Origin of the sequence: Nitrospira sp. NS4 (assembly GCF_049546785.1) — a bacterium.
Taxonomy (GTDB): Bacteria; Nitrospirota; Nitrospiria; order Nitrospirales; family Nitrospiraceae; genus Nitrospira_D.
The window spans coordinates 192,264-216,926 of the sequence record NZ_JBMWAN010000002.1 but is presented as its reverse complement, the minus strand read 5'-3'; the positions used below and the strand labels follow the sequence as shown (position 1 = coordinate 216,926).

Genomic DNA, 24,663 nt, shown 5'->3' with positions numbered 1-24,663 from the left:
TCTCATCGTCAGCCGTCCCGACCGTTGCGATGTATGGCAAGTATAGCAGACGGTTTCGGAGGCCTCTGGAAGGCTTAACGCCTTGTCATTTCAGCGTTTCCAGGCATACACTAGGTTCTGATTCTGTCAAGGCGAAAGGGCCCTCGTGAATTCGTTGCATCATGAATATACGCGTCGTGTCGATCAGGTTCCCGTGCAAGGGCTGGGACTTTCCGTCGATGTGTATTCTCCGGACATTGTTAACTTGCTCGCCTATCTAAGGCGGCGTCAAGCCTTTCCCGCTTATCTGGAAGTGTTCCGGGCGGCCTCTACAGCCCTGGCTGCCGTCCGTCGCCATACGGATCTCCCTCTCACGTACCATGGCGAAGGGCTTTGGGTCACCCAGCCGGGAGCGGAACGAGAGGCGCTGTTTCAGCAGGAGGCCTCCGCGGCGGCCGCCCAGCTGGCGCTGCTGCACAGTGTCTGGTCGAATCATGAATGTGCCACGAAACACATCGCGGGCTATTCCTTCGGGACCTATCTTCCGCCGCTCTATACCCCGGCGAGTGCGGCGGTTGTGGCGGCCAACATACGGGCGGTGCAGGCTATTTTTGATCGGGAGTGCCGGCTGCACGGGGGAAGCTCGCCGTTGTTTCTGCTGGAAATGCCCCCGCTGACCTATTTTGTTGCGGGAACCGTCCCGATTCCGGAGTTTTTCCGCCAGGTCACCGAACAGGCTTCGTGCGGGCTGGTGTTGGATGTCGGCCATCTCTGGACGGTCTATCGTTATTCGACCGCGTGGCAGACCGTTTCGCTGACGGCATTCCTTGACCGATTTTTGTCGGAGTTCCCGCTCGAGCGAGTCGTCGAGATTCATGTGGCGGGGTTGTCGGTCCATGAATCAATGGTGGAGACCCCGATGCGGTCGCCTGCCGAAAGGCCTCCGGGATTGCCTGTGTGGACCGATGCGCATGCCGCGCCGATTCCCCCGGTGTTGTTTGAGATGCTGGATCAGATTGTGAGCGTGCCGCGGCTGCCGCATCTGAAGGGGCTGGCGTTGGAGGTGGATACCAAGCCGATCGAATTGATCGCGGATGAATACGAGGGGTTCGCCCGCCAGTACGGGACGCTGTTCCCGGGTAGAGCACAGGCTTCGGCGTCCCTTGAGGCGATCGGAGGGGAGCGCCTCGACGCGGAGACAACATCCCGGCGCGAGGCCGGACCGGAGGAAGATTCGGTGCGCCGGGCCTATGAGCATTATGCCCGTGTGGTATCCGGACAGGTTGCGCCGGCGGGGCCGGAGTGGACATCGCCGGCTGCCTGTTCTGAGGGGCTCCCATGGTATCACACGAGCTATCTGCCGTATGAGATCCTGCATTGGGGTGGCGAGATAGGAGCCATGTTTCCCGAGACCTGTCGTGGTTTGGCGGCACAGCAGATTTCGTTGGAGACGTTCGTTGCGTACTGGTTCAGGGAGCCGCGTCCGGTGGAGAGTTCCTACGATTTTTTTGAAATCAAGATCGACCGGTTTCTGGAATTTGTAAGCGAGGTCGCTCCGGACAGCCGGGCGATCGCGCGGCGGGAAGCAGAGGAGCTGCGCGCGGCCTATCGGTCGGCCAACGAAGCTCCATTGCCGGTTGCGGGCCAACAGCCATGAATTTCTGGTCCACACTCCCCCGGCCGATCATCGGTTTGTCACCCATGGACGGTGTCACGGACGCCACTTTCCGGCGCGTCATTGCGCAGCAGGGGAAGCCCGATGTCACGATGACGGAATTTACGCATGTTCATGACATCTGCCGCGGCCCCGAGTTCCTGCTGAGTACGCTGATCTATAGTGACATTGAGCGTCCGATCGTGGCGCAGCTCTACGGCAAGGATCCCGCCTTGTTCTATCAAGCCGCTCATGCGGCCTGCGAACTGGGATTTGACGGGATCGACATCAACATGGGCTGTCCGTCCAAGAGCGTCGCTTCGTCCGGCTCCGGTGCGGGGCTCATTAAAACGCCGGAGGTGGCGCAGGCCATTCTCCAAGCCACGCGTCGAGGGATGGATGATTGGGCGAACGGGCAGACGCTCGAGCAAGCCGGGTTCAAGCCCTCGCGGATCGCGGCCTTCCGTCTGCTCAACGAACGCCGCCAGGGGACCTCGCCCGTTCCGCGACGGGTTCTGCCGTTGTCGGTCAAGACCAGGCTCGGGTACGACTCGGTTATCGTCGAAGAGTGGATTGGCCATCTCCTGAGCGAAACGCCCGCCGCGATTACGCTCCACGGCAGAACTTTGCAGCAGATGTATCGGGGGGATGCCGACTGGTCGGCCATTGCCAGGGCGGCGCAACTGGTGAAAGGGACCGGAACGGTGCTGCTCGGGAACGGCGATGTCCAGACTGCCGAAGAGATCGCCCGCCGCGTGCAGTCTACTCAGGTGGACGGGGTGCTCGTGGGGCGGGCGGTGCTCGGCGCGCCGTGGTTCTTCCGGTCCAAAGAACGCGCCCGTACATTGGCCCTGGCCGGCGCACCGGACGCGGTCGGTGAAGAGCTGGTGATGACGCTCGATCAACGTTTCGCGCTGTTGTTGGAGCACGCCCGGCAATATGAGGCGATCTGCGGCCCCGGCCAATTTCACCGCATGCGGAAGCATCTGGGGTGGTATTGCAAGGGGTTCGGGCATGCCGCGGCGCTGCGTGCCCGGATGTTCGGGGCCTCATCCGTTGACGATGTCGAACGGATTATCGCCGAATATCACGCCGATCAGGTCATAGACCCCGCCCCCTCTGCCGTTCAGTCCAGTCAAGACCCGGACGATTCCATGACCACGCTTGTGTCCCGATGCAGTTGATTCTTGCCTCGACCTCGCCTCGCCGCCGGGAACTCCTGGCATTGTTGGGCCTCCCCTTCCAGATTTGTGCTCCGGATTTTGAAGAGCAGCCGGTGTCAGGGCTGACTCCTATTCACCAAGTGCGCCGTTTTGCCCAGGAGAAGGCCCGCTCGATTGCCCGGCAGCAGCCGGAGCATCTGGTGTTGGGCAGTGATACGGTCATCGAACTTGACGGGCAGATGTTGGGGAAGCCGATGGATCTGAATGAGGCGAGGGGCATGTTGACCAAGCTGGCCGGGCGGGACCATCTCGTGCACACGGCGGTGGCCCTCTGTTGTGTGACCCGGCATCTCGATCTGGTCGAGGTCTCAACGGCGACCGTGCACATGAAGCCTGATCAGGCGGATGGCATTGAGCGGTATCTGGCGACCGGCGAATCGCTGGGGAAAGCGGGCGCCTATTCCATTCAGGGCGACGGCGGGGCGCTGGTTGAAAACGTGCGCGGGGATTATCTCGGGGTGGTGGGTTTGCCGCTGCGGCTCCTCGTCGCGTTGCTGGCCGGCGCGGGGATTCAGGTGCCTGTCGATATTGACGCGCTCTATCGTGAGAAGCCGTACCCGAACTGGACGCGGTTCGCGCACGATTGAAAAGGGTGGGCGGTTTGCCTACAATGCGCCATTCATTATGGGGCTTTTATCTTGAGGGAGGCGGTCATGTTCTTCGGATCACATCGTCGTTCATCCGTACTGGCTTGTTGTGCGGTGCTGGGAGTCTTCGGCGCCACGGTTCCGCAGACGGCGTCGGCCATTGATGTGAAATTGACGATGGAAGAAGCGCAGAAGGCCTTGGAGGCCGGGCGCATACCGATGGAGAAAGCCAACTCGCCGGAAGAGGTGAAGAAAGTGTTGCAGCAGGCGTCGCTGGCCACCCGCATCGGGTCCGATCCCGAGAAAGATTCCTGCGGGGCCAGTGCCATTCTGCGCACCAAGCGGTTTCGGCTGGAGGCATTCGGACGCCAGGAGGCGGCGGAATCCAAGAAGCAGAAAAAGGAGATCCGCATGCCCGACGAGTTCATCAAGAAAGTCGTCGAGATGCCGAACATGGAAATCGAAGTGCAATTATGCGGCGACGACGAGTATTTCGCCGAGGGTGCGCAAGTGGCGTTCCAGCAGGGCAGCAAGAACATCAAGCCGGTCGATGTGAGCCCGGCCGAGAAGGGCCGCAAGAACGACGGCCAGGGGCCGGCCTATCGCTCACGCTTTACCGCCCGATTCGCCTACGAAAGTTTCGACCCCAACGCCAAGACCAAAGTCATCGTGTTCTTCCCCGACGGCAAGACCAGCGAATTCGACGCCGACTTCTCAAAAGTCCGCTAACCCGCAACGCGAGCGGGCTTGTTGCTGCTTTGGGGGTAATTGCGACCTAACGTATTGCCCCGAAGCGCAGAGGAATCTTGCGTGCTTCCAGGAGGTTCTTTCTTCCCATGGGGCAGAGGGACCTCTCCGTGATCGGGAATCGGCGCGGATTACGCCGGCTGCTCGTTGAAGCGGATGGTGTAGAGGTAGTGGTAGAGGCCTTTGCGCTCCATAAGCTGCGCGTGGGTGCCCGCTTCGACGATGCGTCCCTTGTCCAGAACGAGAATACGGTCGGCGCGTTGGATGGTGGAGAGCCGGTGCGCGACGACAAAAGTCGTGCGTCCCGCCATCAACCGTTCAAGCGCCTCTTGCACCAGCCGTTCCGATTCGGTGTCGAGCGACGAAGTGGCTTCATCGAGCAGGAGGACGCGCGGGTTCTTCAGGATGGCGCGGGCGATGGCGATGCGCTGGCGTTGCCCGCCGGACAGATTAATCCCCTTTTCTCCCACCACGGTCCGGTATCCGTCCGGAAAGGCTGAAATAAATTCGTGGGCATGGGCGGCCTTGCTGGCTTCCTGCACCGCTGTCTCGTCGGCCTGCGGATTGCCGTAGCGAATATTCTCCAGGATCGTGCCGCCAAACAGAATCGTTTCTTGCGGGACCAACGCGACTTGCCGGTACCAGCTTTCCACGGAGACAGTTTTGAGATCCTGTCCGTCGATGGTGATGCGGCCTTCGAGGGGATCATAGAACCGGTGGAGCAGATTGATGACGGTCGTCTTTCCCGCTCCGGTCGGTCCGACGAAGGCCACCAGTTCTCCAGGATGGGCCTCGAAAGACAGATGCGACAGGACCGGTGTGCGGGGGTCGTAGGAGAAGCTCACCTGTTCAACCAGCAGGTGGCCCTGCACGGCCGGGAGAACAAGGGCATTCGGCTCATCGCGGATATCCGGCCGGGCATCGAGAATTTCAAACACCCGCTCTGTCGCGCCCTGGGCCTCTTTAATTTGTGCGAACACACGGGCGGCCGAGCTGAAGGGGCCGATCAGAATGCCGGCGAACAAGACGAAGGCGAAGAGATCGCCCGGAGTCACGGTACCGTCGATCACCTGGCTGCCTCCGTACCACAAGACGGCCGCAGCGGCTGAAAAGGTCAACAGGCTGATGACGGGAATAAACAGCGCCATGATGCCGGCCCGGCGGAGCGAGAGCGAGAGGCCCTGCTGGATTTGTGCGGCAAAGCGCGCTTCTTCCCGTGAGGTTTGGACGAACGATTTGACGATCCGAATGCCGGAGATCACTTCTTCCAGGAGGGTGCTGAGTGCGGCGGTCTGGTCCTGAATGGAGGTCGAGAGTGATTTGAGCCGCCGTCCAAAGAACTTTGCGGCCAGGACCAGCAGCGGGAGAAGCACAAGAATCAACAGGCACAACCGCCAGTTCATGGATAACAGGAACGCGATGCCGCCGATGAAGGTGACGAGCTGCTTGGCGGTATCGATCGGCGTTTCCGTGACAATGGATTGGATGACGGTCACATCATTCATCAGCCGCGAGAGCAGCTCGCCGGTTCTGCGCCGGGCAAAGAAGCTGACGGCGAGGCTTTGGAGATGCTTGAAAAGATGCGTGCGAAAATCCGCAACAATATGTTGCGAGACCCAGGCGGTGAGGTAGCTGTGCCCCATCGAGCAGAGGCCTTGAAGCAGGACCAGTCCGATGAACAACGCGATCAATTCCGTCATCCGGGCATGATCGTGCTGGACCGTGATGACGTCCCACAAGGTGCCGGCCAGTCGCAGCAGGGCGAGATTGATGGCGGCGACGCCCATCACGAGGAATCCTGCCACCGCCATACGGGGGATATAAGGGCGGATAAACGGGAAAAATCGTTTGAAAGTCGACATCAGCTGGTTTGCACGATCCGTGAGGGCGGTCGGGTGAGAGCCGTACTGGAGAGGCCGGGCCGCAGTTGAAGATCACGACACGGCTGTAGCGAAGCCATCAAAGCAGGGCTCCGCTACAGCTGCGCGATCGACTCGATGAGGTTCTTGTTGAGCGCCACAAAGTCTGAGCGGTCGCGATCATTGATCACCACGTCCGTCAGATTGACGAAGAGACGTGCTTCCTCATTGATCGCGTCAGAGACCCGATGGCGCATCGGCGGCACGAGAAAGTCCCCCACGTAGGTACAGCTCACCGTACGGACGCGGATGCGAACCTTTTTGCCCTCCGGCACAATCTCCTCCTCCCGGCGAACGGGGTGAGCTTAGCTTTTACGACGTAAGAATTTTTGGCGTCGGCGCAGCTTCTTATACTTGTGCTTGCGCATTTTCTTCCGACGCTTTTTTAACACGCTCGACATGCGATGAATCTCCCAAGTCGGGCGAGTCTAGAGGCTTTCGGCTGAAAAAGCAAGCGATAAGCAGGCCTGCGTGGAGTGATGCCCGATGATGGGGCCGGAGTTTTTCGCCGGGCTTCTACGCCTTGACCGTACTTGAGGACGTTCCTATACTGCGAAACTATGATGAAATTAAACGCCTCGTCGTGTGTTCTGCGTCGGTGTGTGGCTGGTTGCATGCTCATTGCGCTCTCGCTCTCTTTTGCCTGCGCAGGGAAGGTGATCGATTATCCGGAAGATCATGAGCGCCTCGTCCGGATCGACAAAGCCGTTGAAGCGTTGAGGGAAGCCTATCAGCGACGGGATCGGGCGGGATTCCAGGATGTGATGCTGCCACTGGAGCAGCTGGAGCAGATGCAGGCTGATGCGGGACAGGATTTCGATACGTTTCAATCTATTCAGCTGGAGTTCAAGACGGAACGGATCATGATCGACGGCGAAAACATCGATGTGTATGTCCACTGGCAGGGGGTGTGGAAAAAAACCAGCGAGGATGCCGGCATCCGGCAGCGCGGGCATGCGCGCTTGCAGTGGGTGGGGACGCAATCCATTCTCCTTCGTGGCGTACAGGGTGATCTGCCGTTCGGCATGAAGACACGTCAGGCCCTCTCCGAAGTTCCACCTTCCGGCCGGAAGGTGCCCCAGTGAAGGACGCAGCTCAGTTGACTCGTCGCTCCTTGTCCGCGCCCGACGCCGATTTTCTTGTAGTGGGCAGCGGGGTGGCCGGGCTTCGCGCCGCGCTTGAACTAAGCCGGAAGGGCCGGGTCATCATGTTGACGAAGGGCCATCCGCTGCAGAGCAATTCGATTTATGCTCAGGGGGGCGTGGCCGTAGCGTTGAGCGAAGAGGACGACGTGGCCATTCATTATACCGACACGTTGAAGGCGGGACATGGCCTCTGCCGCCAGGAGGCCGTGCGCGTGTTAGTCGAGGAAGGGCCGGAGCGGATTCAGGAATTGATTCGCTGGGGAGCCAAATTCGACAAGGCGGGGGGCAAGTTCGCCTTCGCGCGGGAAGCCGCTCATAGCCGCAGCCGCATTCTGCGTGCGCGCGGCGATGCCACGGGCAACGAAATGGTTCGGGCGCTTATGGCGCAGGCCGGTCGACAGAAGCGGATCCGGCGGCTCGACTATCATTTCACGGTCGATCTGGTTGTGGAGCAGGGACGTTGTTGCGGCGCGGTCGTGTTGGACGAAGCCTCGGGCAAGCAATTCATTCTTCCCGCCAAGGCGGTGGTGCTGTCCACCGGGGGGGCCGGCCAGATCTATGCGAGGACGACGAATCCGCCCAATGCCACGGGCGACGGGATGGCGATGGCGTTTCGCGCGGGCGCGATGCTGCAGGATATGGAGTTCGTCCAGTTTCATCCGACGTCGTTGTATCTTCCGTCAAGTCCGCCGTTTCTGCTTTCCGAAGCCATGCGGGGAGAAGGGGGCCAGCTGCGCAACAACAAGGGTGAGCTGTTCATGCAGCGGTATCATCCGCTGGGCGCGCTGGCGCCGCGCGATATCGTCGCGCGGGCCATTTGGGCCGAAATGGCTACGACGCGGGCGCGGCATGTCTATCTCGACGTCACTCATCTTGGCGCGGACTTCGTGAAACGCCGGTTTCCCACGATCTACGCCACCTGTCTCCGCTACGACATCGATATCACGGAAGAATGGATCCCCGTATCCCCGAGCGCGCACTACATGATGGGCGGAGTGTGGACCGATCTGAACGGTGCGACGACGCTGCCCGGCTTGTTTGCGGCGGGGGAAGTCGCGTGCAGCGGGGTGCACGGGGCGAACCGCCTGGCGAGCAATTCGCTCCTCGAGGGGCTGGTGTTCGGCATGCGGGCGGGGGTGGCGGCGAGCGCGTTCGCGCAACGACACGGTCATCTCGACCTGTCCGCTCAGGCCAAGGCGCTTGCGTGCGAAGACGAGCAGCGGTTGGAGGACGCCGAAAAGCTGAGGAGTTCGCTGCGCCGCACGATGTGGGGACAGGTCGGGGTTGTGCGTTCGCGGGAGTCTCTTGTTCGGGCCACGGCGCAACTGTCTCGCTGGCTCAAGGTCGTCTCAGGTCCGTTCAACAGTCGGGCCGATCTCGAAGTAAAGAATATGGTGCAGGTCGCGCATTGTGTGGCGGAGGCGGCGCTCTGGCGTGAGAACAGCATCGGGGCGCATTTCCGGTCGGATTTTCCCCAGGTCAAACGGGCAGGCTGGAAACTCCATAGCCAGCTGACCTGTACGGATGAGCCTACTCAGCCGCAGTCGGGACGGAAGCAGGGTGTGGTGATTGCGATGCAGGTTGGGCCGAAGCGATCACGTGCCCGGTCGTCGCCAGGTCTTTCATAAGAAAAGTCCGATAATAACGCATGACCTTGCGCACGTACTGCCGTGTTTCATCGATCGGCGGCAGTCCGCGATAGCGATCCACGACGTGTTCGCCGGCGTTATAGGCGGCTAAGGCGAGTGGAAGATTCCCGCTGAACCGATCGAGCAACTGTCGAAGATACTTGGTTCCCCCGCCGATATTGTCTTCCGGATCATAGAGGTCATGGACGTCGAGGCGCACGGCCGTCTGCGGCATGAGCTGCATGAGCCCGATCGCGCCGGCGCGTGAGACGGCCAGGGGGTCGAAGTCGGACTCCGCTTTAATCACGGCCCGGATCAACGCAGGGTGCAACTGATGCTGTTGGGAGGACCGGCTGATCATCGGTCCCACCTCCCGTTCAGACAGGGTGGGATGTAGCCGGTTTGGCCTGGTGGCGACGCGGCGATAGCGGAGATCGGTCGGGACATTGGTGAGGGAGATCGTGCCATTGGCATCGATATATTGGTAAATCTCGGCGTGAAGAGCCTGCGGTAACTGCGTGAGCCACGTCGCTCCGATCATCAGGGTCGAGAAAAGGATTCTGGCGGTATGCAATGGAGATCTCCTCAAGAAGGCTGTCTGTTCGTTTGCGGGCATGGTCAAACGATAGCAGCCTGCATCTGCCTGTCAAGGATTTGCAGTTCCTGTGCCCTGTGGAGGAATTTGAAATGGGCAGGAAAAACAAGCGGATCGGAATTTAGGGCGCGGTCGGCGGTTCCAAAAAGCGACGGTGATTGTCTATAAAGTGTCCATGCAGTTGACGGGTCAACGGCCCCGGGGTCCCGTCGCCGATCAGGTGCTGGTCGATCGACACGACGGGCATGAGCTCCATGCTGGTATTGCTGAGAAAGCATTCGTCGGCTTGCAGCAGGTCCTGAGGGGCGAAGCGGCCTTCGACGATCGGGATTCCGAGCTCCTCTGCGAACCGTAAGATAAGTTCTCTGGTGATCCCGTCGAGGATTCCGCATTCAATCGCCGGCGTGTGGAGCCGGTTTCTTGAGACAAAAAAGACATTGCTCACGGTGCATTCCGTGAGATGTCCTTCCCAGTTCAAGAACAGACTGTCGAACACCCCGGCGGCAATAGCTTCCCGTTTTGCCAAAATGTTGTTCAAGAAATTGGTGGCTTTGATCTGCGGCGAGAGCGCGCTGGGCAGATTGCGTCTGGTCTGCGCGATGATTAGTGACACCCCGTGCCGATAGGTTTCCTCGGCCGGCGGGTGCAAAGGCTTCGCCATAATCACGAGCGTGGGTTTCGGACAGAGCGCGGGATCGAGCCCGATCTCGCCGACGCCGCGCGACACCGTAATTCTGAGATAGGCATCGGTCTGCTCGTCCCCCACATGGTTGCGCTCCATGGCCTCGTGCAAGAGACGCGGCCATCCGCCCTGAGGGACGGGGAGTGTCAGGCCGATCGCATCGGCCGATCGCTGTAACCGCGCCAGGTGATGATCGCGCATGAAGATCCGGCTCCCGTAGGAGCGGATCGTTTCATAGACGCCGTCGCCGTACAGGAACCCGTGATCGAAGACGGACACGACGGCATCCTGGTCTTTGACGAACCGGTCATTCAGAAAAATCCACATCGGTGTTGTCACGACAAGGCGCTCAGGAACGCCTGCGCCTTATGAATCGTCTCCTCATATTCTCTGGCGGGATCCGAATCGGCCACGATCCCTGCTCCGACTTGGAGGTATCCCTGCCCCTCCCGGAGCACCAGCGTGCGGATCACAATATTGAAGTCCAGATCGCCGCTCCAGCTGAAGTAGCCCATTGAGCCGGTATACGGGCCTCTCCGCACGGGCTCCAGTTCCTCAATCACCTCCATACAACGGATTTTGGGGACGCCGGTGATGGTGCCTCCGGGGAAGACGGCACGGAGGAGGTCGAAGCCGCTGGTGTCTGCCTGGAGGCGGCCGGATATATGGGATACCAGATGGCTGACATGCGAATATTGCTCGATGGTCATCAATTCGTCGACACGGACCGAGCCGAATTCGCACACGCGCCCCAGGTCGTTCCGTTCAAGATCGACCAGCATCAGGTGCTCCGCCCGCTCTTTTTCGCTTGCGAGAAGTTCTTCGATCAGCCGCCGGTCGTCGGCCGCATCCCGCCCCCGCGGTCTGGTCCCGGCAATCGGCCTCGTATCGGCCTGTCGGCCGGTCAAGCGCACCAGCCGTTCCGGCGACGTGCTGATGAAGCTGGTTCCGCCGAAACGCAGCAGGCCGGAAAACGGCGAGGGATTCATTGCGCGCAGGCGCGCATAAGCCCGGAGTTCCGGTGCAAGGGCCGACTCAGGAGCGAAGCGGGGGCTCGTGACGGAAAAGCGGTGAGAAAGATTGGCCTGATACAAATCGCCCGCTGCGATGTAGTCCTGGCAGCGGCGAACACGGTCCATGTACGACGCTTGGGATTGTTGGGGGCCAAAGGTGATCGGTCCGGACAGGTCTCCGTCGTGGGATTTACGGGAAGGCCGAGCGAGTTGATCCTGCAATGCCGCGAGCCGGGCGCAGCCCTCCCGATAAAGGGATTCCCGCGACTCTCCTGAAAACCGCTCAAGCGGTGGGCAGAAGATCAAGTGGAGCTCATTGGAGTCATGGTCGCATGCCGCTACGAGGTCGAAGAAGGCGAACTCCAGATCCGGGAAATGAAGATCGTCGATCGCATGGATGGGCAACGACTCGAATTGACGGGCAAGGTCATAGCTCAGGTAGCCCACAGCTCCCCCGAAAAATGGAGGAATCCCGGGCGGGCGCGCGATCGGGGACTGCTGCATCATCTCCACAAGCTTGTGGAATGGCTCCTGTCCTGTCCGGGTTTTCCCGTCCGCCGTTCTGATGGTCCAGTCGCGATTTTTCCCTGACAAGGTTTGGTAGGGGGCATCGGCAAAAAATGAATAGCGTCCGGTAGAGAGGGGGCCTTTGCCGCTCTCGAATAAGAACGAGGGTTCGGAGTCGGAGGCGATCTGCGCATACTGTTCGAACGGACTCAGGGAGGTTCCACGAAGGGTGACTATCAAGGGCCGGGGAGGTCCGTCGAGGAAGGGTGTCGGTGATGGCGTTGTCATAGACAGTCGAACGTACGCTCCGATAGAGGGAGCACACTATACCGTAGCGATCCGGTCAAGGGACAGGGCCCTAACGGCTTGACATTTCAATGGGGATTCTGCTTGAATTGCGCGCCCGCAAACGGTGGAGTCCTTATTCAGCATCCCTGTCTGAGTACTCGCCCCCAGTGGGTATGCCATGCCCCCTTCACAAGATCCGTTCTATGCGGGGCTCGGTCAAGCGGTCCGGATAGGAACCGAACTGCTAGCTGCGCTGATTGTGGGAGGCGGGTTGGGCTGGGTCGTGGATACCTATCTCCTGGAGTCTACTCCCTGGGGAATGGTGGCGGGGCTGGTCTTAGGTGTGATAGCGGGCATACGAAACGCGTACCGGTCGGCGATGAGATGGCCGGGGTCACCGCAAGAGAACGAACGTAAAGGATAGCCGTGGAAGAAAGTCCCCTTCATTCCTTTGAACTGCACAATTATATTCCTCTCTCCATCGGCGGGTTGGATATCTCCATCAACAAGGCCGTGATCCTCATGTGGATTGTGGTGGCCTTGGTCACCGTGCTGATGGTGATGGCAGGGTCGGCTCGTCGGCTGGTGCCGGGCAAGCTTCAAAACCTTGCCGAAATGCTCGTGGACTTTATCCGGAGCATCATTCTCGATACCATGGGCAAAGACGGGATGCGGTTCTTCCCGCTTATCGCCAGCCTGTTTCTCTTTATTCTCTTTTGTAATTTGCTCGGGTTGATTCCCGGATCCTATACGGTCACCAGTCAGATCGTGGTCACCGCCGTGTTTGCCTGTCTGGTGTACGGGTTGAGCCTCGTGATGGGGTTTATCCTCCATGGAGCCAAGTTTCTCGGGATTCTCGTGCCGCCCGGGACCCCGGGATGGCTGCTCCCCTTGATGATTCCGATCGAGTTGATCAGCCAGTTAGCCAGGCCGATTTCGTTGGCCGTCCGGTTGTTCGCCAACATGACGGCGGGCCACGTGATCCTGGGAGTGCTGTTCGGGCTGGCGATCAGCGGCGGGGTGCTGATCGGTTGGCTGCCGTTCGCCTTTACCATCGCGATGAATGGGTTGGAAGTCGGTATCGCGTTTATTCAAGCCTATATTTTCACCGTGTTGACCTGCGTCTATTTGGGAGACGCATTCCATCTGCACGGCCACGATGACCACGCGCATTAATCGCGTGTCAGATCAGACAAGGGAGGAGTAGCACACAATGGATTCAGCAGCAGCAGCGTTGTTAGGCATGGGATTGGCGGCGGCGGGTTTCGCCGGGGCCGGTGTGGGAATCGGGTACATCTTCGGCAAGATGATCGAAGCCGTGGCGCGCCAGCCTGAAGCCGAAGGCCGCGTCGGCAAGTACATGTGGATCGGGTTCGCGCTCGTCGAAGCCATCGCGCTGTACGGGCTGGTCATTGCGTTCATCATCATGGGGCTCCGCAAATAACAGTGCTGAGCAGTGAGTGCTCGGTGCTGAGCAATGCGCTCGGCACTCAGGACTCAGCACACAGCACTTAGGTACAACTATGCCGCAGTTTGAATCGAGTTTTTTCTCGTCGCTGATTTTTTGGGAGGTCGTGTCCTTCGGGATTCTGTTCTTCGTCCTGTACAAGTTTGCCTTCCCTGGCATCCTTGGCATCCTCGAAGAGCGGGAGAAGAAGATCAAGGACAGTCTCGACCAGGCGGAGCGTCATCGCGCCGAAGCCGAGCGGTCGCTCAAGGAGTATGAGGCCAAGCTCAGCGCGGCAGCCAAAGAAGCCGAAGGCATTCTCGCGGCGGCGAAGGAGCGGGCGCAGCGGTTGCTGGACGAGAACGAACAGCGCCTGACTGCCGAAGCGGAACGTATCAAGGGGGATGCCACGCGTGAGATCGATCACGAGCGGCGGAAGGCGGTGCAGGATATCCGCAACCAGACCACGGAACTCGCGTTGATGGTGGCTGAAAAGGTCGTGCAGCGCAGTCTGACCGATGCGGATCACCGGAAGTTTGCCGACGAAGCCCTAGAGGCGCTCTCGAAAGCGCACTCCTGATCAACGATCATCTGGCCGGGCGCGGTGAGCCCAGACTGACCCCGCCCGGCCGATATCCTTCCAAATCAATCGTCACAAAGCGAAAGCCCAGCTCTTTCAACTGCCGGCTCACACGCAATCCCCGCTCCGGCTCGATCAGGCGCGCCAACTCATCCCGGCCGACTTCGATTCTCGCGATCTCCCCATGGTCCCGCACCCGGTAGTGCCGGAATCCTTCGCTTTGCATGACGGCTTCCGCCTGTTCAATGCGGCTGAGTTTCTCTCTCGTGATCGGGATCCCCCGTGGAATGCGCGAGGACAGGCAGGCTGCGGCGGGTTTGTCCCAATTCGACAGGCCGAGATCGTGGGCAAGCGTTCTGATTTCAGCTTTGGAGAGGCCGGCTTCCACCAGCGGACTGCGGACGCCCCACTCGCGCGCAGCTTTGATGCCGGGACGATCATCTCCGAGATCGTCGAGATTCGTTCCGTCCACCATGACGGCTCCCGCGTGCGCGTCTCGCAGAGCGCCGAGCAGCTGATACAGATCTGATTTGCAGTGGAAGCAGCGCGTCGCATCGTTCTCGGTGAACGCGGGGATTTGCAGCTGATCCGTCTGCACCAGTTCATGGCGGACGCCGATTTCCCGCGCCACCCGCTTCGCCACCTCGAGTTCGGAGGCCGGGAATGTCGGCGAAAGAGCCGTAATCCCTACCGCACGGTCCTTGAGCTGATCGTAGGCGACCTTCAGCACTACAGTGCTGTCGATACCGCCGGAATAAGCGACCAACACGGAGTCCATCGCCGAGAAGATCTGACGAAGGTGCTGGAGCTTTTGCTGGAGAGGAAGGGGCTGCATAGGGACTCACGGGAACGGCTGTGTGCGGGCTACTGGCGAACTTTGGCCTTGGCGACGTTGCCTACCACCACCAGCGCATAACGGTTGGGATCCAGGTACTGCCGGGCGACCCGCTGCACATCCTCCTTGGTCACCCGCTCGATCCATTTCGGATATTGGCTGAAGTACTCGAAGCCGAGCCCGTAGAACTCGACTTGCGCGAGCACCTGGGCCAGCTTGGCGGTGGAGTCCAGGCGAAGCGGGAAGCTGCCCATCAGAAATGTTTTCGCTTCAGATAGCTCTTGATCGCTGACCGGGCTTTCCCGAATCGCTTTGATTTCCGAGAGGACTCCGGTAATGGCCTGGTTCGTGGCTTCGGTCCTGGTCTGGAGATTGATCCAGAACGAGCCGGGCATCGCCCGTGCGTCATAGTGACTCGAAATGCCGTAGGCCAGCCCTTGTTTATCGCGAATCGAATCCATCAGGCGCGACGAGAATCCGCCGGCTCCGAGAATATGATTCATGACGGTGATGGCATAGAAATCAGGATTGTTCCGGCTGATCCCGCCGTGGCCCAGCAGGATTGTCGACTGGGTGAGATCTTTTTCAATGAGCTGCACGGCCTTCTTCTCCACGGGCGCCGGTTTTTTCGTGGCGCGCGCCGGGGATGTGCCTTTTTTCCAGGTTCCGAAATAGGTCTGCACCAGGGCCGTGGCTTGTTCGACGGTCACGTCGCCGACTACGGTGAGGATCACTTGATTGGGGAGGTATTCCCTGGCATAGAACCCCTGCACATCCGCCAAGGTAATTCTTGCGACGGTTTCCTCCGTGCCGTTCACCGGCCATCGATAGGGATGGTTGTGGAACACCAGCTGATTGAAGGCCCTCATCGCCACCGTGCCGGGATCGTCGTTATCGCTCGACATTTCCCCCAGGATTTGTCCCCGCACGCGCTCAAATTCCTGCCTGGGAAAGGCCGGATGCATCAAGATGTCGGCCAGCAGCGTGAAACCCAGGTCGAGATCCTTTTTCAGCACCCTCGCCGAGGCGGTGGTGAAATCCTCGCCCGCCCTGGCTTCCAGCGATCCACCCACGAAATCGATCTGTTCCGCCAGTTGCTTTGAGGAGCGGGTCGTTGTGCCTTCATCCAGGAGGCTGGCCACAAGGTTCGCGACACCGGCCTTGTCAGGGGGATCTTGGGCCGAGCCGGCTTTCACCAGTGCGTGCATCTCCACGATGGGAAGAAAGTGCTGCTCCAGCACCAGAACGGTCATGCCATTAGCCGTCGTAACCTTGACCGGGGTGATGTCCGCGGCAAGCGCGGGAGCGGCGACGCACAGCAGGGCCGCGGCCGAGAGGGCGCAGCATGCCCGGCGCCAGCGACCAAGCCGGAGGAGGGAACGCGGTCCACTGTGTTCGGATGCGTGAAGCATGGCGATTATGATTTTCCCTGGTGGGCGGCGGCCGGTTGAGGCTCCGGCTGTTTCGGCGGCTGAGGCAGCAGAATGCCGAGCGTCCGATTGTCCTGCGTCAGGTATTGCCTGGCAACGCGTTGAATGTCTTTGGCGGTGACTGCGCGGAGGTGTTCCAGCAATTGATCGGCCTTCCGCCAGCCGGCGCCGATGGATTCCATCTGCCCCAGCAACATGGCGCGCCGGAAATTCGAATCCTGTTCGAACACGTGGGCCGCCTCCACCTGGTTTTTGGCCCGCTGCAGTTCCAACTCCGACGGCGGCTCATTCTGCAAACGGGTAATTTCACGCTGGAGGGCTTCTTCCACCGCTTCGGTCTTTGCCCCGGGGCGTACCAGCGAGTACAGGTAGAACAGGCCGGGATCGGTCTGCAACAACCCGTAGTCTGCGCCCACGGCCAGGGAGTTTTTCTGTTCGTAGACCAGGCTTTGATACAGCCGCGAGCTTTTCCCGTGCGAGAGGATGGACTCCAGAATATCGAGCGCGTACGAATCGTCGCTGGCATAATTGGGCACCCGGAAGCCCATCATCACGAACGGCACCTGGGCTTCGCGCTTCAGGAGGAAGCGTCGCTCGCCGCGCTGCTCCGGTTCGGCGGGCAGCGCCGTTTTCGGCGCCGGCCCTTTGGGGATCGGCTCGAAGAGATGTTTGATGGTCGGGAGCAGGGCATCGGCCTTGATGTCGCCTACCACGATTAACGTCGCATTGTTCGGCGAATAGAAGGTGTCGTAATGGCGCTGCAGATCGTCGAGGGACATGGCGTCCAGATCGGCAAACCAGCCGATGATGGGCCAATGGTACGGGTGGCTGAAAAACGCCTGGGCGAAGAGGGCTTCCACCAGCGCGCCCTGCGGATCGTCTTCGTTGCGCAGCCGGCGCTCTTCCTTGACGACTTCCCGCTCGGTTTGAAATTCGCCGTTTTCCAGAATCAACCCCTGCATCCGGTCGGCTTCCATCTCCAGAGCGAGTTCGACGCGATCGGCCGCGAGGTTTTCAAAGTAGGCCGTGAAGTCCTGGCTGGTGAAGGCGTTATCGACTCCGCCGTTCTTGCGGATGATCCGGGAAAACGTGCCCTTGGGATACTTGGCGGTGCCCTTGAACATCATATGTTCGAGCATGTGCGACAGCCCTGCCCGGCCCATCACCTCGTTGCGCGAGCCGACTTTGTACCAGACCTGGACGGTCGCCACCGGAGCCTTGGGGACTTCGACCAGCAGGACCTTCATTCCGTTGGATAGGACATATTCATGCGGGTCGTTCGCGCGAACGGGGTCCCACGAACACAGGATCGCCAGGAACGCAAAGAGGGCTGAGCAGTAATGGCGCTTGGGTGAATTCATAGTCGGGTGAGTCGCACGGGGCATGCTAACAACGGGATTCGATTTGTGTCAAGGCAACGGAAGCCGCGCCTGCTGGCACCTTGCCCAATTGGCCGCAGGCGCCCAGCACATCACGGCCCCGGCTTTTGCGGATAAAGGCATCAATGCCGGCCTGCGTGAGGAGTCGTTGGAACGACAGCACGTTCCGGTCCGTCGGTCTGCGGTAGGCGCTGCCGGGAAACTCATTGAAGGGAATCAGGTTCATCTTGCAGCGAATGCCCTTCAGCAGCGTCACCAGCCGGCGGGCGTCTTCGTCGCGATCGTTCACTCCGGCGAGCAACACATACTCAAACGTCAGCCGTCTGGTCGGAGCGAGGGGATAGCGGCGGCAGGCGGCCATGAGCGTCTTGAGCGAGGCGATCTGGCTGACCGCCGGCATCAACTGCCGGCGCTGCTCTTCCGTCGTGCCATTCAGCGAGATGGCGAGATTCACGCCGAGCGCGGCCACATCGTTCAACCGCGCGGCCAGGCCCGCGGTCGAGACCGTGATGCGGCGCGGCGACCAGCCCAGCCCCCACGATTTATTGGTCAGGCAATGGATGGCGGCGGACAGGGCTTCGATATTCGCCAGCGGCTCGCCCATGCCCATGAAGACGAGGTTGGTGAGGCGTTCTTCGCCGGTTAAATGGTCCTGGGCCGTGAGCACCTGATCGACGATCTCGTGTGCTTTCAGATTGCGCTTGAGCCCCATTGTGCCGGTCAGGCAAAATCCGCAATCCAGCATGCAGCCGACCTGCGTCGAGACACAGAGCGTGAGCCGATCCTCTTCCGGGATCAGTACCGTTTCAATGCGCAGCCCGTCGTCCAAGGTCAGCAGCAGCTTGCGTGTGCCGTCGGCGGACTCAAGGACCACGCAGTCCCGTGTGCGCCGAATCGTTGCGATCTCGGACAACTGCTCTCGATCTTTCTGCGAAAGATCGGTCATCTGTCCGATGGTCCGCGCGCGGCGCTGATAGAGCCAGCGCAAAATCTGTCCCGTACGATAGCCTGGCCAGCCGAACCCGTGGACGAGCGCGGCCATCTGGGCTTCAGTCAAGCTCAGCAAGTTCGTCTGTGGACGAGAAGGTTCAGTCATGGCATGGCCAATTTAGTCACCAGCTTGCAGGGTAACACAGCCCACAGGGCTTCGGCAGCTATCGTTCAGTCAGCAGATTGGGAGCAAGCACTGTATCTCCTACCCCTGCGGTATATAATGTGCTACTAGAGTCGCACATGATGTCCTCATCCCGCTTACTCTTGCTCTCGTCCTCGTTCCTGGCCGTGCTTTCGCTTTTCCCGAGTCGGGGGATGGCTGCGCAGGTCGGTAATGGGGACCCGCCTTCTGCCGCGTCTTGTGAATCCGCCGAAGAATGTTTTGCCGCGGCTGCCCAGCCGAAAGAACGATTGGGCAATCAACTCACAAAGGATCAGGTCTCGGCGCTGAAACTCGAACGGTTGCGCTTGGTGATGGAGCGGTTTCCCGGCTCGCTCTGGGCGAAGCGCGCGGGCGTACTCTCCGGCGTGTTGCTGATCGAGCGCAACCCGGCCGCGGCGATGCCGTTTCTCCGTGCGGGCCAGCGCGATTTTCCGGTGCTCGACGACTATTTCCGCTTATGGATGGGCGAGGCCCTGCTGCATCTGGGGGATGCGAAAGAGGCGGCGGGCTTGTTTGAAAGTATCGGGCAGGCGGTGCCGGATTCCAATCTGCTCAATCAGGCGGCGCTCCGCGCCGGAGAGGCCTGGTATCAGGCTGCGCGTTGTCCCGAGTCCGTCGGGTGGCTGGCGAAAGCCGTGGTGAACAATGACAAAGATCCGCTGGTGCCGCAAGCCTGGTTGCGGCTGGCCGCCTGCTATCTGCGCGAGAATCAGCTTGAGGACGGACGGGCGACGCTCACCCAGTTGTGGGTGCGCTTCGCGTATACGCCTGAAGCCAGGGAAGCGGAGGCGCTGCTTCGCACGAATATCGGCGGAGAGTTGTGGGCTCCCACGGCGGAGGATCATTTCGGCCGGGCGCAGGCGTTTCTGGGACAGGCGCTGCATGCGGAGGCGATCGACGAACTGAAACAATTCCTGGCGATGGCGCCGGCGTCGGCACAGCGCGGGAGCGCGAAGCTCAAGCTCGGCATTGCCCAGGTGCGGTTAAGGCAATACGATCCCGCGCGCGACACGTTCCGCACCCTGATCACGGACCGCGTGGCCGAATCGGATGAAGCGACGGTGTGGCTGGCGCGGGTCTATCTGCGGCAGGCGATGGGCCCCAAACTGCTGGAGCTGAGCCGGTCGGTTGAGAAACAGGGGTTGTCCGCTGAGCAGAAGGGGCAGATCCATTTGTTTGCCGGTATTTGGCTCGAAGACCAGGGGCAATATGACGAGGCGATTGCCAAGTACCGGCTGGTCTCGAAGGCGGGAGAGCCGGCGACGCAACGGGCGGAGGCGTTGTGGCGGATCGGCTGGGTCCGCTATCGAACGGCGCATTACAAAGACGCGATCGATGTGCTGCAGCAGATTGTCGATCAGCACGACAGTGATTTTGAGCCGCAGGCGCTCTACTGGATCGGGCGGTCTCTCACGCAACTGGGCCATGCCCGTGCTCCGGAGATCTATGCGCAGCTCTGCCGGCAGTTCCCCTACACGTATTACTGCCAGCAGGCGAAAGAGCAGTCCGCGGAGGCTGCGGCTGACGCCGCGGTGCAACCGGCATCGGTCGCTCATCCGGCGAACGGGGCGGCCGCCGCGGTTCCGCCGGCGAATGGTGCGGAGGTGGAGCAGCAGCCGGCCTATCGGCGGGCGATGGAACTCAAGCGGCTCGGGATCGATGCCGCTGCGGCACGCGAGCTGGCGGCGCTAACGGATCAATATGGCCGTCGCCCCGATGTGCTCATGACCCTCTCGATGCGCTTGAACGAAGCGGGGGCTTATCATCAGGCGCTACGGCTGGCACGGGCACAGTTCCGCGACAAGCTGGAACGGACGGGCGGGGCGGTGGCGCCGGGTCTGTGGAGCGTGGCCTATCCCACCGGGTTGATTCCGATCATCAAGACCCAGGAATTGAACGGGGTGAGTCCCTATCTGGTTGCGGCGATCATACGGGAAGAGAGCCAGTACGATGTGCGCGCAGTTTCGCGCGTGGGGGCCATTGGCCTCATGCAGGTGATGCCGGCCACGGCCAATGCCGTGGCGCAGCGGCATCATCTTCCTGCAGTGACGCGGGAGGATCTCTTTGATCAGGACACCAACATTCGCATCGGCGCGCGCTATGTGGAACAGTTGCTGGCGCAATTTGCAGGGAACGTGATCCAGACGATTGCCGCGTACAACGCCGGGCCGGTGGTGGTCGAAAATTGGGCGACGCAGCATCGGGGCCGCAGCCAGGATGAGTTTGTCGAGCTGATTCCGTATCGCGAGACGCGGCAGTATGTGAAGCGTGTACTGCGGAGCTTCCGGGAGTATCTCCGGCTGGCGGGATCATCCTGATTCGCTTCCTTGACAAGATGTTGTGAAATTTTTATAGTGGCCCACAATCTATTGGGTTTTAAAGGAGATTTGCTGGTATGGCCTTGGAACGACTCGATGCTTTGGAAACGCGGATTCGTGATCTGGTGAAGCTGGTGCAGGACCTGAAGCGAAAGAATGTGACGCTGGAAGATGAACTCAAGGCCGCGCGTCAGCGTATCGCCACGCAAGAGGATTTGAATCTCCGGTGGGAACAGGAACGGGTCGATATTAAGGAGCGAATCGAAAAGGTGATGGGCGAGATCGAGCTGTTGGAATGTTTAGAAGACACCAAGGAGGTGGCTCTTGACTAAGACCATTGATGTCGAAATCTACGGCCAACGGTACTCGATTCGCGGACAGGCCGACGATGCGTACATCCGGCGTCTTGCCAGCTTTGTCGACGATCATATGAAACGGCTGGCCGAAGGCATGAAGACGGCCACTCCCTCCAAGCTGGCAGTTCTCACCGCCGTCAATCTGGCGCATCAGCTCTTTGAGTCGGAAAAGAAACGGGCGCAAGGCGAGGCCGACGTGGAGCGTCGCATGGTCAATTTGATGGAATCCATCGAAGAGCAGATGCCGACCTCGCTCTTCCGGTGAGTTTCGCCTTGCTTTCGGAAAAATCCTTTGTTATCGTGGGCCTAGTGTATTTGGTTATGCGCGTGTCGAGTCTGAGGAAAGGTATCCCAGGAAGATCATCCAGAACAGGTTACGCGGTCGAGATAGTCGAATCGTGAACGCACCAATGAACAGTCCTCTCTCTGTGTATGAATGTGTAGTCCGGTGGATCCTCACCACGTGGGTGATCCCCGTTCGGCGGTTCGTGTGGACGGTCCTTGATCTGAGTAGCGACACATTGTCGCTCCTTCTACCCGGTCAAGGGGGGATGTCGCACGGTCGGCCTGTTTTATTTCCGGTCCCTCTTCGGCGGAAAATCGTGTCGCGAATTCGGGTGCTTCGGCCGGATAGAGGTGGACACACAGACACAGGTGTCGGATTTTCCCGTTCGCGAGTGCAATCGTTTCAGGGATGATGTAGTCCTTCAGTCTGGGCCTTCCTCGTGTCTCCACACCCCCGCATAGCGGTTCATTGCTAACAGCATGTAGAAGATAGGCGGTCGTCGCTTATTTTCTCCGAGAAGGGGGTGCTCCCATTTCTACCTCAATCGTTGCCTATATTCTCTGCGGGCTGGTCGGAGCCCTGATCGGGGCCGGCCTCCTCGAGTTGGTTCGTCGAAATCTTGCAGCCGGGAAACAAGCGGAAGCTGAAGAACAAGCCAAGCATGTGGTGCAGAACGCCCAGCGCGAGGCCGAGAGCATTATCAAAGAGGCGAAGCTGGAAGCGAAGGACTTGGTGTTTCAAGCCAAGACGGAAGTCGAAAAGGAACAGAAAATCAAGCAGGGCGAGTTGGCCGTCACGGAAAAACGGCTGGTGCAGCGGGAAGAGAATCTGGACCGGAAAATCGGCGCCGTCGAGAAGCGCGAGGCGGAGTGCCAGAAGCGCGACCAGGAACTGGGACGGCGTGAGGAAGGCTTGGCCAAGAAAGAAGCGGCCTGCGCCAAAGCGGAGCGGGAACATCGCGAGGCCCTTGAGCGAGTCGCGGGCATGACGGCCGAGGAAGCCAAGAAACACCTGATGGTGGAAATGGAAAGCCAGGCGCGGCTCGACGCGGCCGGAGTGGCCAAGCGGACCTTGGAAGAGGCGCGGGAGAATGCCGAGCGGGAAGCGCGCGAGATCATCGCCCGGTCCATCCAGCGCGTGGTGCGCGACTATGTCTCTGAGTCCACCATTTCCGTGGTGCCGATCCCGAATGATGCGATGAAGGGCCGGATCATCGGCCGCGAGGGGCGGAATATTCGGGCGATCGAGGCGGCTACCGGTATCGATCTCATCATCGATGAAACCCCGGAGGCGGTGATTATCTCCGGTTTCGACCCCTTGCGCCGCGAGATTGCCAAGGTGTCGCTTGAACGGCTGATGCACGACGGGCGCATTCACCCCACGCGGATCGAAGAGATCGTCGAAAAGGTGAAGGTCGATATCGACAAGTTGATGTACGAAGAGGCCGAAAAGATCATCTTTGAGTTGGGCCTCTCAGACTTTCATCCCGAATTGATCAAGGTGCTCGGCCGGCTCAAGTACCGGACCAGCTACGGACAGAACAATCTGTATCATGCCCGCGAGGCCGCCTATATCTGCGGCATCATGGCATCGGAACTGGGGCTCGACGTCAAGCTGGCGCGGCGCGGGGCTCTGCTGCACGACATCGGGAAAGCGGTCAGCCACGAAGAGGAAGGCCCGCACGCCATGCTGGGGGCTGAGATTGCCAAGAAGTACGGCGAGAACGAGAAGATCGTGAACGCGATTGCGGGCCACCACGAACAGGTGGAGCCGATCTGTCCGGAATCCGTTCTCGTCGCGGCGGCGGAAGCCTTGTCGGCGGCCAGGCCGGGAGCCAGGCGCGAAGCGCTGGAGTCGTATGTGAAGCGGTTGGAGAAATTGGAAGCGCTCGCCGTGGCCTACAAGGGGGTGCAGAAGGCCTATGCGATCCAGGCCGGCCGGGAGATCCGGGTGATCGTCCGGCAGGAAGATATTACGGATACGGAGTCGTTCCAGCTCTCGCGCGATCTGGCGAAGAAAATCGAGCAGGAGCTGACGTACCCCGGGCAGATCCGGGTTACCGTGATTCGTGAAAGCCGGTATGTGGAGTACGCCAAGTGAAGGTGCTCTTTATCGGTGATATCTTCGGCGAGCCGGGACGCCGTGCGGTCAGCCGGATGGTGCCGCGCATTGTGTCGCAGCGCCAGGTCGATGTGGTGATTGGGAACGGCGAAAATGTCGCCGGGGGATTCGGCATTACGCCGGAGCTGGCGGAGGACCTGTTTGAAATGGGCCTGTCCGTCATTACGACGGGCAACCATGCCTGGGATAAAAAAGAGGTGCTGGAGTATTTTCCCCGCGAGCCTCGACTGTTGCGGCCGGCCAACTATCCGGTGGGTGTGCCGGGCCAGGGGAGTTACATCGTGGAATCGGCTGGCGGGGAGCGGCTTGCCGTGCTCCAACTGATGGGGCGGGCCTACATGCCGACGCTCGACTGTCCGTTCCAGGTGGCCAGGCGGGAACTGCTCAAGCTGAAGCGTGAAGCGGCCGCGGTCATCGTCGATATGCATGCGGAGGCCACGTCGGAGAAGATGGCGATGGGCCACTATCTCGACGGGGAGGTGACGGCGGTGGTCGGCACGCACACGCATGTGCAGACGGCCGACGACCAGGTGCTTCCCAAGGGCACGGCGTATATCACGGATATCGGAATGACCGGGCCGTTGCACGGGGTGATCGGCGTCAAAAAGGAATTGGCGATCGAGAAGTTTTTGACCGGCATGCCGAAGCGGTTTGAAGTGGCCTCCGGCCCGTCGGTGTTTTGTGCCGTGCTGGTCGAGCTGGACGCGCGGCTCGGCAAGGCGATCACGATCGAACGTATACGGGTTATCGATTAAGGGAGACCGCGCTACGGGCTTCCCAACGTCCGC

At 60.3% G+C, this 24,663-nt stretch carries 25 protein-coding genes; 15 read left to right on the top strand and 10 right to left on the bottom strand.

The window, feature by feature from the left end; translation table 11 throughout:
• Positions 1 to 145 precede the first annotated feature (145 nt).
• The 4 genes from ACO9S2_RS05495 (at position 146) to ACO9S2_RS05480 (ending at position 4,172) form a co-directional block, all read left to right on the top strand.
• Positions 146 to 1,636, top strand: coding sequence for a DUF692 family multinuclear iron-containing protein (locus ACO9S2_RS05495; protein WP_423720944.1), 1,491 nt, complete (start codon positions 146 to 148; stop codon positions 1,634 to 1,636).
• A complete protein-coding gene (locus ACO9S2_RS05490; RefSeq protein WP_423720943.1) occupies positions 1,633 to 2,817 on the top strand; it encodes a tRNA dihydrouridine synthase in 1,185 nt (394 codons plus the stop codon). Before ACO9S2_RS05495 ends, ACO9S2_RS05490 begins: the two co-directional genes overlap by 4 nt.
• Complete coding sequence (locus tag ACO9S2_RS05485) at positions 2,808 to 3,443, top strand: Maf family protein (protein WP_423720941.1); 636 nt, start codon at positions 2,808 to 2,810, stop codon at positions 3,441 to 3,443. Before ACO9S2_RS05490 ends, ACO9S2_RS05485 begins: the two co-directional genes overlap by 10 nt.
• A gap of 66 nt (positions 3,444 to 3,509) precedes the next feature.
• Entirely contained in the window at positions 3,510 to 4,172 is a 663-nt protein-coding gene (locus ACO9S2_RS05480) for a hypothetical protein (protein WP_423720940.1), read from the top strand.
• A gap of 149 nt (positions 4,173 to 4,321) precedes the next feature.
• Here the strand turns inward: ACO9S2_RS05480 and ACO9S2_RS05475 are convergent, their stop codons facing one another.
• The 3 genes from ACO9S2_RS05475 to ACO9S2_RS05465 form a co-directional block, all read right to left on the bottom strand.
• On the bottom strand, positions 4,322 to 6,052 hold the full coding sequence (locus tag ACO9S2_RS05475; RefSeq protein ID WP_423720939.1) for an ABC transporter ATP-binding protein: 1,731 nt from the start codon (positions 6,050 to 6,052) through the stop codon (positions 4,322 to 4,324).
• A 113-nt stretch (positions 6,053 to 6,165) separates the two neighbouring features.
• Positions 6,166 to 6,384, bottom strand: a complete 219-nt coding sequence (locus ACO9S2_RS05470) for a hypothetical protein (protein ID WP_423720938.1) — start codon at positions 6,382 to 6,384, stop codon at positions 6,166 to 6,168.
• A 30-nt stretch (positions 6,385 to 6,414) separates the two neighbouring features.
• A complete protein-coding gene (locus tag ACO9S2_RS05465; protein ID WP_083448210.1) occupies positions 6,415 to 6,510 on the bottom strand; it encodes an AURKAIP1/COX24 domain-containing protein in 96 nt (31 codons plus the stop codon).
• Positions 6,511 to 6,723: 213 nt separating this feature from the next.
• Here ACO9S2_RS05465 and ACO9S2_RS05460 point away from each other — a divergent pair, with 213 nt between their 5' ends.
• Together ACO9S2_RS05460 and nadB are read left to right on the top strand one after the other, a co-directional pair.
• Positions 6,724 to 7,194, top strand: coding sequence for a hypothetical protein (locus ACO9S2_RS05460; protein WP_423720937.1), 471 nt, complete (start codon positions 6,724 to 6,726; stop codon positions 7,192 to 7,194).
• Positions 7,191 to 8,882, top strand: coding sequence for an L-aspartate oxidase (nadB, locus tag ACO9S2_RS05455; protein WP_423720936.1), 1,692 nt, complete (start codon positions 7,191 to 7,193; stop codon positions 8,880 to 8,882). The genes ACO9S2_RS05460 and nadB overlap by 4 nt, the downstream gene beginning before the upstream one ends.
• Here the strand turns inward: nadB and ACO9S2_RS05450 are convergent.
• The 3 genes from ACO9S2_RS05450 to ACO9S2_RS05440 form a co-directional block, all read right to left on the bottom strand.
• Positions 8,785 to 9,456 carry a lytic transglycosylase domain-containing protein gene (locus ACO9S2_RS05450; RefSeq protein ID WP_423720935.1) on the bottom strand — a complete coding sequence of 224 codons (672 nt, stop codon included), beginning with the start codon at positions 9,454 to 9,456 and terminating at the stop codon, positions 8,785 to 8,787. The genes nadB and ACO9S2_RS05450 overlap by 98 nt on opposite strands.
• 142 nt (positions 9,457 to 9,598) lie before the next feature.
• A complete protein-coding gene (locus ACO9S2_RS05445; RefSeq protein ID WP_423720934.1) occupies positions 9,599 to 10,498 on the bottom strand; it encodes an aminotransferase class IV in 900 nt (299 codons plus the stop codon).
• Entirely contained in the window at positions 10,495 to 11,967 is a 1,473-nt protein-coding gene (locus ACO9S2_RS05440; protein ID WP_423720933.1) for an anthranilate synthase component I family protein, read from the bottom strand. The genes ACO9S2_RS05445 and ACO9S2_RS05440 overlap by 4 nt, the downstream gene beginning before the upstream one ends.
• 178 nt (positions 11,968 to 12,145) lie before the next feature.
• Between ACO9S2_RS05440 and ACO9S2_RS05435 the strand changes: the two genes are divergently transcribed.
• The 4 genes from ACO9S2_RS05435 (at position 12,146) to atpF (ending at position 13,994) form a co-directional block, all read left to right on the top strand.
• Complete coding sequence (locus ACO9S2_RS05435; protein ID WP_423720932.1) at positions 12,146 to 12,391, top strand: AtpZ/AtpI family protein; 246 nt, start codon at positions 12,146 to 12,148, stop codon at positions 12,389 to 12,391.
• 2 nt (positions 12,392 to 12,393) lie between these two features.
• Entirely contained in the window at positions 12,394 to 13,143 is a 750-nt protein-coding gene (locus tag ACO9S2_RS05430; protein ID WP_423720931.1) for a F0F1 ATP synthase subunit A, read from the top strand.
• A 37-nt stretch (positions 13,144 to 13,180) separates the two neighbouring features.
• Complete coding sequence (gene atpE, locus ACO9S2_RS05425) at positions 13,181 to 13,411, top strand: ATP synthase F0 subunit C (protein WP_053381401.1); 231 nt, start codon at positions 13,181 to 13,183, stop codon at positions 13,409 to 13,411.
• A 79-nt stretch (positions 13,412 to 13,490) separates the two neighbouring features.
• A complete protein-coding gene (atpF, locus tag ACO9S2_RS05420; RefSeq protein ID WP_423720929.1) occupies positions 13,491 to 13,994 on the top strand; it encodes a F0F1 ATP synthase subunit B in 504 nt (167 codons plus the stop codon).
• Positions 13,995 to 14,001: 7 nt separating this feature from the next.
• Here atpF and larE read toward each other — a convergent pair whose 3' ends face one another.
• The 4 genes from larE to rlmN are packed head-to-tail and all read right to left on the bottom strand — an operon-like array spanning position 14,002 to position 18,734.
• Positions 14,002 to 14,829 (bottom strand): ATP-dependent sacrificial sulfur transferase LarE, encoded by an 828-nt coding sequence (gene larE, locus ACO9S2_RS05415; protein ID WP_423720928.1) that lies wholly within the window; start codon positions 14,827 to 14,829, stop codon positions 14,002 to 14,004.
• Between the two features lie 29 nt (positions 14,830 to 14,858).
• Positions 14,859 to 16,241 (bottom strand): M16 family metallopeptidase, encoded by a 1,383-nt coding sequence (locus ACO9S2_RS05410; RefSeq protein ID WP_423720927.1) that lies wholly within the window; start codon positions 16,239 to 16,241, stop codon positions 14,859 to 14,861.
• Positions 16,242 to 16,246: 5 nt separating this feature from the next.
• Complete coding sequence (locus ACO9S2_RS05405; protein ID WP_423720926.1) at positions 16,247 to 17,620, bottom strand: M16 family metallopeptidase; 1,374 nt, start codon at positions 17,618 to 17,620, stop codon at positions 16,247 to 16,249.
• A gap of 25 nt (positions 17,621 to 17,645) precedes the next feature.
• A complete protein-coding gene (rlmN, locus tag ACO9S2_RS05400) occupies positions 17,646 to 18,734 on the bottom strand; it encodes a 23S rRNA (adenine(2503)-C(2))-methyltransferase RlmN (RefSeq protein WP_423720924.1) in 1,089 nt (362 codons plus the stop codon).
• Positions 18,735 to 18,871: 137 nt separating this feature from the next.
• On the opposite strand from rlmN, the gene ACO9S2_RS05395 reads away from it, so the two are divergent.
• The 5 genes from ACO9S2_RS05395 to ACO9S2_RS05375 all read left to right on the top strand — a co-directional run bounded on the left by ACO9S2_RS05395 (position 18,872) and on the right by ACO9S2_RS05375 (position 24,630).
• Complete coding sequence (locus tag ACO9S2_RS05395; RefSeq protein ID WP_423720923.1) at positions 18,872 to 21,112, top strand: transglycosylase SLT domain-containing protein; 2,241 nt, start codon at positions 18,872 to 18,874, stop codon at positions 21,110 to 21,112.
• Between the two features lie 77 nt (positions 21,113 to 21,189).
• The gene (locus tag ACO9S2_RS05390) at positions 21,190 to 21,444 is read left to right on the top strand and encodes a hypothetical protein (RefSeq protein WP_423720922.1); all 255 of its coding nucleotides are present in this window, start codon (positions 21,190 to 21,192) and stop codon (positions 21,442 to 21,444) included.
• Positions 21,437 to 21,733 (top strand): cell division protein ZapA, encoded by a 297-nt coding sequence (locus ACO9S2_RS05385; RefSeq protein ID WP_423720921.1) that lies wholly within the window; start codon positions 21,437 to 21,439, stop codon positions 21,731 to 21,733. The genes ACO9S2_RS05390 and ACO9S2_RS05385 overlap by 8 nt, the downstream gene beginning before the upstream one ends.
• Before the next feature lie 552 nt (positions 21,734 to 22,285).
• Positions 22,286 to 23,854: a ribonuclease Y gene (rny, locus tag ACO9S2_RS05380; RefSeq protein WP_423721563.1), complete on the top strand. Its 1,569-nt coding sequence runs from the start codon at positions 22,286 to 22,288 to the stop codon at positions 23,852 to 23,854.
• A complete protein-coding gene (locus ACO9S2_RS05375) occupies positions 23,851 to 24,630 on the top strand; it encodes a TIGR00282 family metallophosphoesterase (RefSeq protein WP_423720920.1) in 780 nt (259 codons plus the stop codon). The genes rny and ACO9S2_RS05375 overlap by 4 nt, the downstream gene beginning before the upstream one ends.
• Positions 24,631 to 24,663: the final 33 nt, after the last annotated feature.